Source organism: Pseudomonas sp. N040 (assembly GCF_015637705.1).
In the GTDB taxonomy this organism is placed as follows: Bacteria; Pseudomonadota; Gammaproteobacteria; order Pseudomonadales; family Pseudomonadaceae; genus Aquipseudomonas.
The window spans coordinates 43,649-59,328 of the sequence record NZ_JADOBE010000004.1; the positions used below are offsets into that span (position 1 = coordinate 43,649).

At 58.9% G+C, this 15,680-nt stretch carries 11 protein-coding genes; all 11 read right to left on the minus strand.

Annotated features, from left to right (window positions below; translation table 11 throughout):
* Positions 1-18: 18 nt before the first annotated feature.
* The 11 genes from hemE to ISX93_RS07350 all read right to left on the minus strand — a co-directional run bounded on the left by hemE (position 19) and on the right by ISX93_RS07350 (position 15,622).
* On the minus strand, positions 19-1,128 hold the full coding sequence (gene hemE, locus ISX93_RS07300) for a uroporphyrinogen decarboxylase (RefSeq protein WP_195778061.1): 1,110 nt from the start codon (positions 1,126-1,128) through the stop codon (positions 19-21).
* Positions 1,129-1,228: 100 nt separating this feature from the next.
* Positions 1,229-2,647, minus strand: a complete 1,419-nt coding sequence (locus ISX93_RS07305) for an FAD-dependent oxidoreductase (protein WP_195778062.1) — start codon at positions 2,645-2,647, stop codon at positions 1,229-1,231.
* Positions 2,648-2,739: 92 nt separating this feature from the next.
* On the minus strand, positions 2,740-7,185 hold the full coding sequence (gltB, locus tag ISX93_RS07310) for a glutamate synthase large subunit (protein ID WP_195778063.1): 4,446 nt from the start codon (positions 7,183-7,185) through the stop codon (positions 2,740-2,742).
* A 213-nt stretch (positions 7,186-7,398) separates the two neighbouring features.
* Positions 7,399-9,024 (minus strand): SPOR domain-containing protein, encoded by a 1,626-nt coding sequence (locus ISX93_RS07315; RefSeq protein WP_195778064.1) that lies wholly within the window; start codon positions 9,022-9,024, stop codon positions 7,399-7,401.
* A 10-nt stretch (positions 9,025-9,034) separates the two neighbouring features.
* Entirely contained in the window at positions 9,035-10,138 is a 1,104-nt protein-coding gene (aroB, locus tag ISX93_RS07320) for a 3-dehydroquinate synthase (protein ID WP_195778065.1), read from the minus strand.
* A gap of 46 nt (positions 10,139-10,184) precedes the next feature.
* A complete protein-coding gene (gene aroK / locus ISX93_RS07325; protein ID WP_195778066.1) occupies positions 10,185-10,703 on the minus strand; it encodes a shikimate kinase AroK in 519 nt (172 codons plus the stop codon).
* A gap of 3 nt (positions 10,704-10,706) precedes the next feature.
* Complete coding sequence (pilQ, locus tag ISX93_RS07330; protein WP_195778318.1) at positions 10,707-12,791, minus strand: type IV pilus secretin PilQ family protein; 2,085 nt, start codon at positions 12,789-12,791, stop codon at positions 10,707-10,709.
* A gap of 50 nt (positions 12,792-12,841) precedes the next feature.
* The gene (gene pilP, locus ISX93_RS07335) at positions 12,842-13,324 is read right to left on the minus strand and encodes a type 4a pilus biogenesis lipoprotein PilP (RefSeq protein ID WP_195778319.1); all 483 of its coding nucleotides are present in this window, start codon (positions 13,322-13,324) and stop codon (positions 12,842-12,844) included.
* Positions 13,325-13,362: 38 nt separating this feature from the next.
* A complete protein-coding gene (gene pilO / locus ISX93_RS07340) occupies positions 13,363-13,986 on the minus strand; it encodes a type 4a pilus biogenesis protein PilO (RefSeq protein ID WP_195778067.1) in 624 nt (207 codons plus the stop codon).
* Positions 13,983-14,558: a PilN domain-containing protein gene (locus ISX93_RS07345; RefSeq protein ID WP_195778068.1), complete on the minus strand. Its 576-nt coding sequence runs from the start codon at positions 14,556-14,558 to the stop codon at positions 13,983-13,985. The genes pilO and ISX93_RS07345 overlap by 4 nt, the downstream gene beginning before the upstream one ends.
* Positions 14,558-15,622 (minus strand): pilus assembly protein PilM, encoded by a 1,065-nt coding sequence (locus ISX93_RS07350; protein WP_195778069.1) that lies wholly within the window; start codon positions 15,620-15,622, stop codon positions 14,558-14,560. Before ISX93_RS07350 ends, ISX93_RS07345 begins: the two co-directional genes overlap by 1 nt.
* Between the last annotated feature and the right edge of the window lie 58 nt (positions 15,623-15,680).

A 15,680-nucleotide genomic window follows, 5' to 3' on the forward strand; every position in this document is an offset into this window, starting at 1 on the left:
CCGCCCGTTGCACTGCCGTCACACGCCTGCCTGGTGACTCTCTGTTTCCTGGTGACGCACGTTTCCCTGGTGATAGGGCGCCGAAAACTCGTGCACCGCCTCGATAAAGGCCCCGGCATGCGCCGGATCGACTTCCGGCGTGATGCCGTGGCCGAGGTTGAACACGTGGCCGCTGCCGCTGCCATAGCTGGCCAGGATACGCGCCACCTCGGCACGGATCGCCGCCGGCCGGGCATACAGCACCGTCGGATCCATGTTGCCCTGCAAGGCGACCTTGTCACCCACCCGCGCGCGCGCCTGGCCGAGGTCGCAGGTCCAGTCCAGGCCCAGGGCCTCGGCACCGGTCGCCGCCATCGATTCCAGCCACAGCCCGCCATTCTTGGTGAACAGGATCACCGGCACCTGCCGGCCCTCGTGCTGGCGAATCAGGCCGTTGACGATCTGCTGCATATAGGCCAGGGAAAACTCCTGGTAGGCCGCCGCGGACAGGCTGCCACCCCAGGTATCGAAGATCTGCACAGCCTGCGCACCGGCGCGGATCTGGCCATTCAGGTAACCGGTGACCGCTTGTGCCAGCTTGTCGAGCAGCACATGCATGGCCTGCGGGTTGTCGTAGAGCATGGCCTTGGACTTGCGGAAATCCTTCGACGAACCGCCCTCGACCATGTAGGTGGCCAGGGTCCAGGGGCTGCCGGAAAAGCCGATCAGCGGCACCCGGCCATTCAGCGCGCCGCGGATGGTACGCACGGCATCCATCACATAGCCGAGGTCCTGCTCCGGATCGGGAATCGGCAGGGCCTCGATATCGGCCGCCGTGTTGATGACCTTCTTGAAGCGCGGTCCTTCACCGGTCTCGAAATACAGGCCCTGGCCCATGGCATCCGGAATGGTCAGGATGTCGGAGAACAGGATGGCCGCGTCCAGCGGGTAACGCTCCAGCGGCTGCAGGGTGACTTCGCAGGCAAACTGCGGATTCTGCATCAGGCTCATGAAGTTGCCGGCCTTGGCACGGCTGGCGCGGTATTCCGGTAAATAGCGACCGGCCTGACGCATCATCCAGACCGGGGTGACGTCCACCGGCTGCTTCAGCAGGGCGCGCAAGAATCGATCATTTTTCAGCAGGGTCATGGCAAGCTTCCGAGTTGAGTGCGGCTATTTTCGCAGAGCCCTATGTAAAAGGCACGGCGGATGCCGTGCCTTTCGTCATGCTGCGTGACTTGCGTCAGTATCAGACACCCAGATAGTCCAGGATGCCTTCCGCCGCGGTACGCCCCTCAAAGATCGCGGTGACCACCAGGTCGGAGCCGCGGACCATGTCGCCGCCGGCGAAAATCTTCGGGTTGCTGGTCTGGTGCTTGAACGGGTTCTGTTCCGGCGCCACCACGCGGCCCTGGCTGTCGGTCTGGATGCGGAAGTCATCGAACCAGGCGGCCGGGCTCGGACGGAAACCGAAGGCAATCAGCACCGCGTCGGCCGGAATGATTTCCTCGGAGCCCGGAATCGGCTCGGGGCTGCGGCGACCGCGGGCGTCCGGCTCGCCGAGACGGGTCTCGACCACCTTCACGCCTTCCACCTTGCCTTCCCCGACAATGGCGATCGGCTGGCGATTGAAGAGGAATTTGACCCCTTCTTCGCGGGCGTTCTTCACTTCCTTGCGCGAACCCGGCATGTTTTCTTCGTCGCGGCGATAGGCGCAGGTCACCGACTTGGCCACCTGGCGGATCGAGGTGCGGTTGCAGTCCATCGCCGTGTCACCACCACCCAGCACCACCACGCGCTTGCCCTTCATGTCGATGAAGTCTTCCGGTGCTTTCTCGAAGCCCAGGTTGCGATTGACGTTGGCGACCAGGAAGTCCAGTGCATCATGCACGCCCGGCAGGTCTTCACCGGGGAAACCACCCTTCATGTAGGTGTAGGTACCCATGCCCATGAACACGGCATCGTATTCGTCGAGCAGCTGCTGCAGGCTGATGTCGCGGCCGATTTCGGTGTTCAGGCGGAACTCGATGCCCATGCCGGTGAAGATCTCGCGGCGGCGACTGAGCACCGATTTTTCCAGCTTGAACTCGGGGATGCCGAAGGTCAGCAGGCCGCCGATTTCCGGATTGCGGTCGAACACCACCGGCGACACGCCGTTGCGCACCAGCACGTCGGCGCAGCCAAGCCCGGCCGGACCAGCACCGATCACCGCGACTTTCTTGCCATTGGGTTTGACCTTGGACATGTCCGGGCGCCAGCCCATGGCGAAGGCGGTATCGGTGATGTACTTCTCGACCGAGCCGATGGTGACCGCGCCGAAGCCATCATTCAGAGTGCAGGCACCCTCGCACAGGCGATCCTGCGGGCAGACGCGGCCACAGACTTCCGGCAGCGTATTGGTCTGGTGCGACAGTTCGGCGGCGGCGAGGATATTGCCCTCGGAGACCAGCTTCAGCCAGTTGGGGATATAGTTGTGTACCGGGCACTTCCATTCACAATACGGGTTGCCGCAGCCCAGGCAGCGGTGCGCCTGCTCGGCAGCCTGCACCGGCTTGAAGGTTTCGTAGATCTCGACGAATTCCTTCTTGCGCTGGCGCAGGAGCTTCTTCTTCGGGTCCTTGCGTCCGACCTCGATGAACTGGAAGTCATTGTTCAGACGTTCAGCCATTTCAAAAACCTCTCAACAGCAACTTCGCGGGAACGCCTCGAAGCTGCAAGAAAATCAGGGGTAAGCGGCCCGCTTGGCCGCTTTGCGCTGCGTTATTGCGGGTTGGCCCGGGTGCTGGATAGCAGGGACGCCAGGTTTGCTGCCTTCGGCTTGACCAGCCAGAACTTGCGCAGGTAGTCGTCCAGATTCTCCATCAGGTTGCGGCCCCAGTCGCTGGCCGTTTCCTCCACGTACTCTTGCAGCACTTCCTGCAGATGGCTGCGGTAGCCCTCCATCGCCTCACTGCTGATCCGCTGGATTTCCACCAACTCATGGTTGACCCGATCGACAAAGGTATTGTCCAGGTCGAGCACGTAGGCGAAACCGCCGGTCATGCCCGAACCGAAGTTGTACCCGGTCTTGCCGAGCACACAGACAAAACCACCGGTCATGTATTCGCAGCAGTGGTCACCGGTACCCTCGACAACCGCATGCGCGCCGGAGTTGCGCACGGCAAAGCGTTCACCTGCGGTACCCGCGGCAAACAGCTTGCCGCCGGTAGCACCGTACAGGCAGGTGTTGCCGATGATCGCCGATTCCTCGGTCTTGAACGGACTGCCGGCTGGCGGCGCAATCACCAGCTTGCCACCGGTCATGCCCTTGCCCACGTAGTCGTTGGCATCGCCCTGCAGGTACAGATGCAGGCCGCCGGCATTCCACACGCCGAAGCTCTGCCCGGCAGTTCCCTTGAAGCGGAAGGTGATCGGCGCGGCGGACATGCCCTGATTGCCATGTGCCTTGGCGATTTCACCGGAAATCCGCGCACCGATGGAGCGGTCGCAGTTGCAGATATCCAGGCTGAACTCGCCGCCGCGCTTCCCGGCAATTGCCGCGCGGGCCATGTCGACCATCTTCTCGGCCAGCAGGCCCTGGTCGAACGGCGGGTTGCGGTCAACCTCGCAGAACTGCGGCTTGTCTGCCGGAATGTGCGCACTGCCGAGCAGCGGGCTCAGGTCCAGATGGCTCTGCTTGGCGGTTTCACCCGGCAGCATTTCCAGCAGGTCGGTGCGCCCGATCAGCTCGCCCAGGCTGCGCACGCCGAGCTTGGCCAGCCACTCGCGGGTTTCCTCGGCGATAAAGGTGAAGAAGTTCACCACCATGTCGGCCGTGCCGATGAAGTGGTCCTTGCGCAGCCGTTCATTCTGCGTGGCCACCCCGGTGGCGCAGTTGTTCAGGTGGCAGATGCGCAGGTACTTGCAGCCCAGCGCAATCATCGGCGCCGTGCCGAAACCGAAGCTTTCGGCACCCAGAATGGCGGCCTTGATCACATCCAGGCCGGTCTTCAGGCCACCGTCGGTCTGCACCCGCACCTTGCCGCGCAGGTCGTTGCCGCGCAGGGTCTGGTGGGTTTCCGCCAGGCCCAGTTCCCAGGGGCTGCCGGCGTACTTGATCGATGACAGCGGCGACGCACCGGTACCACCGTCATAACCGGAAATGGTGATCAGGTCGGCATAGGCCTTGGCCACGCCGGCGGCGATGGTGCCCACGCCCGGCTCGGCAACCAGCTTGACCGATACCAGCGCCTGCGGATTGACCTGCTTGAGGTCGAAAATCAGTTGCGCCAGATCCTCGATCGAATAGATGTCATGGTGCGGCGGCGGCGAAATCAGCGTGACGCCGGGCACGGCATAGCGCAGGCGGGCAATCAGGCCGTTGACCTTGCCGCCGGGCAACTGGCCGCCCTCGCCGGGCTTGGCGCCCTGGGCCACCTTGATCTGCAGCACCTCGGCATTCACCAGGTATTCCGGCGTGACACCGAAACGGCCGGTGGCCACCTGCTTGATCTTCGAACTGCGCACGGTGCCGTAACGCGCCGGGTCTTCACCGCCCTCACCGGAGTTGGAACGGCCACCGATGCGGTTCATCGCCTCGGCGATGGCTTCGTGGGCCTCCGGCGACAGCGCACCGAGGGAAATCCCGGCGGCATCGAAGCGCTTGAAGATCGACTGCAGCGGTTCGATCGCGTCGATCGGCAGCGGTTGCTCGGCCAGCTTTACCTTGAGCAGGTCGCGCAGCATGGACACCGGACGGTTATCCACCAGCGCCGTGTACTCCTTGAAGCGCGCGTAGTCACTCTGCTGCACCGCAGCTTGCAGGGTATTCACCACATCCGGGTTGTACGCATGGTACTCACCGCCGTAGACGAACTTCAGCAAACCACCCTGCTGGATCGGCTTGCGGCTGCTCCAGGCCTCGGCAGCGAGCAGTTTCTGCTCGGCCTCGAGATCGACGAAACGGGCACCCTTGATGCGCGACGCCACGCCGCGGAAACTGAGTTCCACCACGTCGTCGGCCAGGCCCACCGCCTCGAACAGCTGGGCGCCGCGATACGACGCAATGGTGGAAATGCCCATTTTCGACAGCACTTTCAGCAGGCCTTTGGAAATGCCCTTGCGGTAGTACTTGAAGACTTCCTGCAGATCGCCCAGCACCTCGCCGGTGCGAACCAGATCCGCCAGCACCTCATAGGCGAGGTACGGGTAAACCACGCTGGCACCGAAACCACAGAGCACGGCGAAATGATGCGGGTCGCGCGCCGTGGCGGTTTCCACCAGGATGTTGCAATCGCAACGCAGGCCCTGCTCGACCAGCCGATGGTGCACGGCACCCACCGCCAGCGCGGGATGTGCCGGCAACTTGCCCGGAGCGATGGCGCGATCACTGAGCACCAGCAGCACCTTGCCGGCACGCACGGCCGCCTCGGCCTGGTCGGCGATGGCACGCACGGCCGCTTCCAGGCCGACATCCTCGGCATAGTTGAGGTCAATGTGCTCGCGTGCAAAGCCCGGCCGCTCCAGCGTCAGCAGGGTCTGCCATTTCGCCGGCGAGATCACCGGCGAACTGAGAATCAGGTGATTGGCGTGGCCCGGAGACTCCTCGAAGATGTTGTGTTCGGCGCCCAGGCAGGTCTCCAGCGACATGACGATCGCTTCGCGCAGCGGGTCGATCGGCGGGTTGGTCACCTGCGCAAACTGCTGGCGGAAATAGTCATAGGGCGAGCGCACGCGCTGCGACAGCACCGCCATCGGCGTGTCATCGCCCATCGAGCCGACAGCTTCCTGGCCCTGCTCGGCGAGCGGACGCAGCACCTGGTCACGCTCCTCGAAGGTGACCTGGAACATCTTCATGTACTGCTTGAGCTGCTCACCGTCATAGCTGGCGGCACCATTGTCCTCATCCAGCGAGGCCTGAATGCGCAGGGCACTCTGGCGCAACCACTGCTTGTACGGATGGCGCGACTTCAGGCGGCTGTCGATATCATCCGACTGCAGCACCTGCCCGGTTTCAGTGTCGATCGCAAGAATCTGCCCGGGGCCGACCCGGCCCTTGCCGATGACGTCCTCGGGCTGGTAGTTCCACACGCCCACTTCGGAAGCCAGGGTGATATAGCCATTCTTGGTAGTCACCCAGCGCGCCGGACGCAGGCCGTTGCGATCCAGCAGGCAGACGGCATAGCGCCCGTCGGTCAGGACTACGCCAGCCGGACCATCCCAGGGCTCCATGTTCAACGAGTTGAACTCGTAAAACGCCCGCAGATCGGCATCCATGCTTTCAACGTTCTGCCAGGCCGGCGGAATGATCATGCGCAGGCCGCGGAACAGGTCCATGCCGCCGGTAACCATCAGCTCCAGCATGTTGTCCATGCTGGAAGAGTCCGAACCCACCCGGTTGACCAGCGGGCCCAGCTCGTCCAGATCGCCAATCAGCTCATTGGCGAACTTGCTGCGCCGGGCCTGCGCCCAGTTGCGGTTGCCGGTAATGGTGTTGATCTCGCCATTGTGGGCAAGGAAACGGAACGGCTGGGCCAGCGGCCACCTGGGCAAGGTATTGGTGGAAAACCGCTGGTGAAACACGCAGATTGCCGTCTGCAGGCGCTCATCCCCCAGATCCGGGTAGAACTGCTGCAAGTCCGCCGGCATCATCAGGCCCTTGTAGATGATGGTCTTGGGCGAAAAGCTGCAGATGTAGTGATCCGTGTCAGCCGCGTTGGCAACCGAGGAGCGGCGGCGCGCAACAAACAGCTTGATGGCGAACTGCTGATCGCTCAGCCCGTCACCACCAATAAATACCTGCTCGATCTGCGGCAGGCGCTCCAGGGCCAGCCGGCCCAGCACGGAGCTATCCACCGGCACCTGACGCCAGCCAATCAGCTGCAGGCCAGCCGCCAGAATTTCACGGTTCATGTTTTCACGAGCAGCCGCAGCCCGCGCAGGGTCCTGATTGAAGAACACCATGCCCACCGCATATTGCTGCGGCAGCTCGACAGAAAAGTGCTCTTTGGCCTTGGCGCGCAGGAACAGGTCGGGCTTCTGGATCAGCAACCCGCACCCATCTCCGGTCTTGCCGTCGGCGTTAATCCCGCCACGGTGGGTCATGCAGGTCAAGGCCTCGATGGCCGTCTGCAACAGATGGTGACTGGCCTCACCCTGCATGTGGGAGATCAGGCCGAAGCCGCAGTTATCCTTGAACTCATCAGGATGATATAGACCCGCTTTCATAGACGCTCTCACCAGAAACTTCTTTCAAATTCAATCAGTTACCTTACGCGCAGGTCAATGCGCCAGCTTTGCGCAGGCAAAAGGGAGGTCATTGTACATATCCACCCAAGTCGTCACAAATGTTGATGACGACCCAGTGGAACCAGATGTCGCCTGAGCGAAGGAAAGTCAGGCGCGCCACTGCTAGTGGTGACGCCCTGACCCGCGGGCGGTTCAGCGCCCCGCGGACATCTCTTGCTGGATGCTGGCAAAGGTCTTGGGCCAGGGCTTGCCCGCCTGGATTTTTGCCGGCAAGGTCTGTACCGCAGCCTGCGCAGCATCACGACCGGAAAAGACCCCATAGGTCACCACATACATAGGCGCCCCCTGGTGCAACTTCATGAAGTAATGGTAATCGCCGCCATTCTGCTTCACGAAAGACTTCGCGCTGGCCTCCGACCGGGTCCCGAGAATTTGCAAGGTAACCCGCGAGGCCTCCTGCGCCCTGTACCACTGGCTGCCTGCCGAAGCGCTGGCCGTGACTGCTGGCGGCTTCGGCTTGGGTTGATCCTGCACTACAGGTAGCGCTGTCGCGGACGCCACTGGCGCAGCTGCAGAAGCGACCTCAACAGCTGCCGTGACCGGTGGAACCTGAGCGGCAGCGCTACCGGGCGCACCCGACGCGGACACAGGGGGGGCGACTTGAGCCGGCGCCTGGGAATTCGGCAGGGGCAATGGCACCAGCGCGCCGGGCGACTCGGCCGCTACCACGACAGGCCCGGCAACCGTTTCGGCTGGAGCAAGAACCTCTTGCGCGCCAGCAGCGTCCTCTCCCTCAGCATTCCCGGAGGCCTGCGCCAGGGGCTCCCTGATAATCGGCTGGACTACTTGCGGCGTAGCGCTGGCGCTGCTGGAAAACTCCACTGTCGGCGCCCTGCTCGGGACCTCGGCCCCTGCCTGCCCAGAGCCGGCAGTGGCGGGGACGAGCACCTCACCCGGCACCGGCCCAGTATTACTGTTCATCAACCACGCACCACCCACGACCGCGGCAGCAATAACCAGTGCAAGCACATGCTTCTTCGGTAGACCGAACGAAAAACCCCGCGCACCCTGCGCCCCGCGATCGGCCAGCATCGCCTCGATCATGGTGTCTCGCGCCACCTGGTTGATTGCCCCCGGCCAGCCCTCGGACTCCGCGTGAATGCTCTCGATCTGCTCATCGGTCAGCAGCTCCAGCGACTGGCCAGCCCCCTCAAGCCGCAGCGCGAGATACTCGCGGGTTTCTGCATCGGTGTATGGCTGCAGCTCTACGCAGTGAACGCTTGCCGGATCCTCGGCCAGCAGACCAAGCCGTGGCGCAAGCTCGGCCTCGGCGAAGAGAAATACATGCAAGCGACCTGCGCCGTTGCCTGCCGCCAACGCGATCAAAACCCTCAACGCCTGATCGTCAAGCCGACCCGCATCATCCACCAGCAGATACACTTCCTGGCCTGTCACTGCCAGTTGGCCAGCCCGCGACAAAATCGCGTCGACCGCAGGAGAACTGGCTCCCACCCCACTGGCTACAAGCTTCAAGACTGCCGCAGAAGCTCCGGACTCACGGCCCGACAACACAATGCTGTGCACCGACTGCTTATTGGTGCTGGCGACCAAGGCCTGGCGCAACAAGGTTTTGCCACTGCCCTTCGGGCCAGCCACCAACAACAGCTGTTGGCCGTAGCGGGCCAAATGGTGCAACTGGCCCAGAACGGACTTTCTCTGTGCGGGGTAAAACTTGAAGCCAGGGACTCGAGGAGTGAATGGATCATGGCTGAACTGGTAGTACCCCAGAAGCGCTTCGTCGGCATGCAAACTAGTCATGAATTCCTCTTCAGTCGTGAAGCTGTCCCACAATGGCACGATAATCCGCACTCAGCGTGGCATGTAAAATCTCTTCGGGATAATCACCAACTACCATGGCTTCACCCAGCTTGCGCAACAGTACAAACCTGATGCGCCCATCCTGAACCTTCTTGTCTATGGCCATATGTTGGAGAAAGTGTTCGGCGGTCATTTCCACAGGGGGAATAACCGGCAACCCCGCACGCCGCAAAAGCCGAATGCCGCGATCGCGCTCTTCGCTACTCAGGAAACCCAGCAAACGCGACATTTCCAGCGCCATGACTGTTCCTGCGGCAACCGCCTCGCCGTGCAGCCAGACCCCATAGCCCATGTGCGTCTCGATTGCATGCCCAAAGGTATGCCCCAAGTTTAGCGTCGCGCGCAATCCCGTTTCGCGCTCATCCAGCCCAACGACGCGCGCCTTGGCTTCGCATGACCGGCGAATGGCTTCAGTAAGCGCGTCAGCCTGCAGCGCGATAATCTGCTCAAGGTTGTGCTCAAGCCACGCGAGGAAGCCCTCGTCGCAAATCAAGCCGTACTTGATGACCTCCGCCAGGCCTGAAGAAAACTCACGGGGCGGCAGCGTTTTCAGGGTATCCGTATCAATCACAACGGCCTTCGGCTGATAAAAAGCACCGACCATGTTTTTTCCCATGGGGTGATTAATCCCGGTTTTACCACCGACGGAAGAATCTACCTGCGAAAGCAGTGTTGTCGGGACCTGGATGAAATCGATCCCCCGCTGATAACAGGCCGCTGCAAACCCCGCCATATCGCCAATCACGCCACCACCCAGGGCGATAATCGTCGACTTACGATCAAAGCGAGCACCGAGAAGACCATCAAAGATTAACTGGAGAGTTTCCCAAGTCTTGTAAGACTCCCCGTCTGGCAAGGTAACAACAGCCACATCGTAACCGGCAAGTGCCGAACACAGCGCATCAAGGTAGAGCGGCGCCACCGTTTGGTTGGTAACGACAGCAACCTGCTTCCCCGCCAGATGATCTGCAAAATACTGTGCACGACCGAGAATGCCCGAGCCGATATAAATCGGGTAGCTGCGTTCACCAAGTTTTACATAAAGAGTCTGCATGAAGCCCTCCGGAAAAGGGCCATAGAATATCGCAGTTCACGCTTGGTTAACTGCCCGAGCCAGTCTGTAGCTGATCAAGAATTTCCTGAACCACGACCCGCGGAGGGCGCTCGTCCGTCTCTATCACTATATCGGCAATTTCTCTGTATAGCGGGTCACGCACCGCCATCAGATCGACAAGAACCTGCCCGGGATTGGAAGTTTGCAGGAGGGGTCTGTTTCTATCGCGCGAGGTTCGCCCTAGCTGCTGTTCAATCGAGGTGTAGAGGTAAATAACCCGCCCGCCGGCCTTCAGCGACTGCCTGTTAGCCGGCCTCAAGACTGCACCACCGCCGGTTGCAAGAACGATCCCGTCAAGCTCGCACAACTCCGCAATCATCGCTTGCTCACGCTCACGAAATCCCTGCTCACCCTCAACATCAAAGATCCAGGGGATATCGGCGCCAGTTCGCTGCTCGATTTCCTTATCGGAATCCTTGAATGGCATTCGCAACTCTTTGGCAAGCAAACGCCCGATGGTGCTTTTACCAGCACCCATCGGGCCAACCAGAATCAGGTTCTGCACCACTCACAGTTCCGGTGTAATTGCCGAGCCACTCATGATCCGCGGGGTGAGGAAAATCAACAACTCGCTTTTCTGGTCTACTACAGCCGTGTTCTTGAACAGCTGGCCCAAGTAAGGCAGGTCACCCAAGAACGGCACCTTCTCAACTGTCTTGCTCTGGGTGGTTGAAAACACTCCACCAATTACAATTGTCTCACCATCACGAACGAGTACTTTTGCATTTACTTCATTCGTCTTGAGTGAAGGCACGCCGTTAATACGGGGAACTGTTTCGTCAATGTCATCCTTATTGACCTTCACTTCCATGATGACCTGATCATCCGGCGTAATCTGCGGAGTCACCTCAAGAGAAAGCACCGCCTCCTTGAACTGAGTAGTGGTTGCACCACTGGAGGAAGCCTCTTGATATGGAATTTCCTTACCCTTGAGGATCTTAGCGGTTTCCTTGTCAGAAGTTACAACCTTTGGTTGGGAAATAACCTCCCCATTCCCGGTCGACTCCATGGCGGTCAACTCCAGATCCAGAATGGTGTTATCGGTAATAAAGCCAAGATTCAGACCGGATGTCGGCGCAGCTGCACCGAGGTCAACATAAGTCGGAATACCGCCCGCGTCAGGCAATACTCGGTCTCTTACCGCGGTACTACCACCAACCACCCAGTTATTATCGCCAACACTCAGACCGCGCCATTTGACACCAAAATCCTTTTTGAAGCCGACATCCGCCTCGACAATCCGCGCCTCGATAAGAACCTGCCGCACGGGTATATCAAGCTGTGCCACAACCCTTCTCAGCTCGTCCAGGCGCTCCTGGGTTTGGTACGCAATGATGCTGTTGGTCCGGTCATCCACCGTGATTGAGCCGCGCCCGGCAGCCCCGCCTGATCCTTCTTCATCCGCTGCGGTGACGCTCTCAAAAAGCTTGGCAATATCTGCTGCCTTCGCGTAATTGACCTGTATCAGCTCGCGCCGCAGCGGCGCCAGCTCCGCCATCAGTTGCTGCGATTCAAGTTCCTGCCTTTCACGTGCAGCAATCTCGTCAGCAGGCGCAATCAACAGCACATTACCGATCTTGCGCTGATCCAGACCCTTGGTCTTCAGCACCAGATCCAGTGCCTGATCCCAGGGCACATTCTGCAATCGCAGCGTGATACTGCCCTGCACACTGTCACTGGCCACAAGGTTCAGATCGGTAAAGTCGGCGATTAGTTGCAAAACGGAACGAACATCAATGTCCTGGAAATTTAAGGACAGCTTCTCCCCAGTGTACGCAAAGCGATTTTCATCACGCTTCGCCTTCTCGGCCTGGGTGAGTGGCTTAACGCTAATCGTCAGCCGCTTATCCGTCTGATAAGCCATGTAGTCATAGGATCCCGTAGGTTCAATAACCACTGTCGCCTTACCAGCCTGATCTGTAGCACTGACAAACCGCACCGGTGTGGCAAAGTCCTGAACATCCAGACGAACCCGCAGCGACTCAGGCAGGCCGGTATTGGCAAACTCCAGCTTAATTTTGCCACCCAGGTCAGTAATATCCGGGCTTATCGATGCCGCGGAAAGATCGATTACGACATTGCCCTCACCTTGAGGGCCGCGCTGGAAGTCAATCGCGCTTATTGTCTTGCCTGCAGGCTGATAGGCCGCAGTTGAAGCGCCATTGTACTTGGCTGCCGCGGTCGACGGCGCGACCGTATTGCTTGCCGAAGATCCGCCTTCACCTACCACTACGAAAACACTGTTTCCTTCGCTACGGACGCTATACGGCTTCAGTGTTGAAAGATTGACTATCAGGCGGGTGCGGTCTTTGGTCTCCACAATTGTCATGCTTCTGGCCGCACCTACAGCAATCTCGCGATTTTTCTGGCCGAGCTTATTCGCCACTCCCGGAAAATCAAGGGCAATTCGCGCAGGCTGCTCAATGGTATATCCGCGCGGCGCAGCAACAGGCTGATCAAACTGCAATTTCAATTCAACGCTTTCACCGGGCAATGCGCCCACATCAATCGCCTCAAGATCCGCAGCAAACAGGGCAGTTGAAGTCAATGCGGTTAGCAAGGCGAAACCTATACGCGCCAGGGAGCTATTCATTCTCAGGTTCCGTTCTTTAGCTTGATAAATATTATTCATTTTACCCACCCTTAAGTGCGCTCTTTGAGCGGGATACTTCGAGGGCGCTCCAACCAGCCACCTTCACCATCAGGAACGATTTCAATGACATCAACTGCCGAGTTGGTAATCTCTACAATGCGCCCATGATTTCGCCCAAGATAATCGCCCACTTTGACACGATGAACTCCGCCGGCACCACGAACCAAGGCGTTTAATCCAGTATCGTTTGCAAGCGTTCCGACCATCTCGAAGACTTCGATATTGAACCCTTCAAGAAACTGCTTGATGCGCGCCTCATCCGGCTTAACATCTTTCGAGCTCTTTTGCTGGGCCAAGAGATCAATCTTCACCGACGGCTGAAAGGGCGAACGCAAAGCCGACGCCGTATAGGTAAACGCCTCATACGGCTGAAATTTCGGAAGGGGTTCGATTGAGCCTTTAGGTCTGGCCCGCACCTCATCCATGAAGGTTTGAAGGTCGGAAAAATCCCCGCCACCACAGCCAGAAAGCATTAAAAAAGGAATAACGGCATAACAAAGGCTAGGGAATCTCATTTTTGCAGCCCTTTGTCGTTATAACGATAGGTCTTGGCCAGCACACTCATGCGCAACCTTGAAGGCTCCCCGGGACTTGCCGGTGCCACTTCGAAATCATGCAGGGTGACAATCCTTGGCAAGCTTGAAACTCCGCTCACAAAAGTCGCCAGGTCGTGGTATCCGCCCTCAACGACAATCTGTATGGGCAGCTCGATATAGAATTGCTGCTGAACCTCTGGCAGCAACTTAATTTCAGAAAACTCCAATCCACTGGCCAAGCCGGTTCTGGTTATATCCTCAAGCAATCCGGGAACCTCCGTATCACTTGGCAATTGACGAAGCAGGGCACCAAAAGAGGTTTCCATTTCCTTCATCTGCTCTTTGTAGGCTTCCAGATTCGCAGCCTGAAAAGCCTTGGTCGAAAATTGATCGCGCAACAAAGACTCTTCGACCTTCTGCTGGTCAAGCTGCAGCTCAATATCCTCAAGATGCAATTTGTATCCGGCAACCACCACCACAATTAACAAAATAATGCAGGTGATTGCCTTCACCGGAGCAGGCCAAGAGCCGGCATTGTTCATATCAAGGTTTGCAAGATCGATCTTGCGAAGGCTTTCCAGCGACTCAGCAAAACTCATTTCCTGGCCCCTTCTGCATCACTCACGACAGGCGTTACCTGCTGCACACTCATGGTAAATACATTGGCCTGATCGACCCCGCCCGAAGTAACCGCCTTGACTTCAGACAGATTCGGCGATGCAAGCCATTCAGAACCATCCATGTTACGCATCAGGCTAGAAACCCGGTTATTCGACTCAGCCGCGCCAGTGACAGCAATATTGCTCCCCGTCATCTTGAGGCGGGTGAAATGAACACCGTCCGGCAATGTGCGGACAAACTGGTCAAATATGCGCCCGATAATGGAACGGTTCCCCTGCAGATCCTGAATGATCTTCATGCGTTCAAGCAGCTGCTGGCGACGAACTTTCAACTCGCTGATTTCCTTGATTCTCGCGTCCAGCACCGCTATCTCTTTCTTGAGAAATTCATTGCGCGCAATCTGATTGTCGACAGCTGCGTTCAGGTACTGATCGCCAACAAAAACCAGGCCGCAGGCAACTATCAATACCCCAGCAAGCGTGACCAGAAATTGTTGTTTGCGCTCCTCGCGAAGCTGTTCGCGCCACGGCAGTAAGTTGATGCGCGCCATCAGTCGAAACTCCTCATCGCCAAACCACAGGCAATCATCAGAGCCGGGGCATCGCTTGCAAGACTGCCCGCGTTGACCTTGCTACCAAGAGCCATCTCTGCAAAGGGGTTTGCCACCAGCGTTTGCGTACCTATTTTCTGCTGAATCAATCGATCCAGATCCGGAATGGACGCGGTACCCCCGGCAAGCAGGATGTAGTCGACATCATTGAACTGCCCAGAGGCAAAGAAGAACTGCAAAGAGCGCGAAACCTGCTGCACCACGGCCTCTTTGAATGGCTGCAATACCTCGGCCTCGTAGTCATCAGGAAGACCGCCTGCCTTCTTGGCCAGCCCCGCCTCCTCGACGGACAGGCCGTAGCGCCGCTGGATTTCCTCTGTCAGCTGCCGGCCACCAAACATGGATTCACGGCTATAAATCGTCTTGCCATTATGCAGAACGCTGAGCGTCATCATGGTGGCGCCGATATCTATTATCGCAACCGTCAGGTCATCACGATCAGAACCAAGCTGCTGGGCCAGCAAGCCGTACGCACGCTCCAGGGCGTAAGCTTCGACGTCTACCACCTTGGCCGTCAGCCCGGCTACCGAAAGAGCTGCCTCCCGCACCTCCACGTTTTCCTTGCGGCAAGCAGCCAGGAGCACATCCACTCGCTCGGCATTTCTTGGCGAAGGCCCCTGAACCTCGAAGTCGATTGCAACTTCCTCCAGAGGGTAGGGAATGTACTGGTCAGCCTCGATTTTCAGCTGATTCTCCAATTCATCATCGGAAAGACCAGCCTCCATCTCGATTGTCTTGGTGATCACCGCCGAGCCGGCCACAGCAACGGCCACCTGCTTGGTGCTGGTTCTAGCCTTGGAAATCACCCTCACCAAGGCCTGCCCCACGCCCTCCAGCTCTGCGATATTCTTTTCGACAACAGAATTTGGTGGAAGCGGCTCGACTGCGTAAGCCTCTACTTTGTAGCGGCTTCCCGAGCGACTCAGTTCGATGAGCTTGACCGAGGTCGAACTGATATCGATCCCCAGCAGCGTATGTGCTTTCTTATTGAAGAGCCCTAGCACGACTGATTTCCTATCTACATCCGAGACTTACGGAAGGTTTATATTTTTCTACATTAAA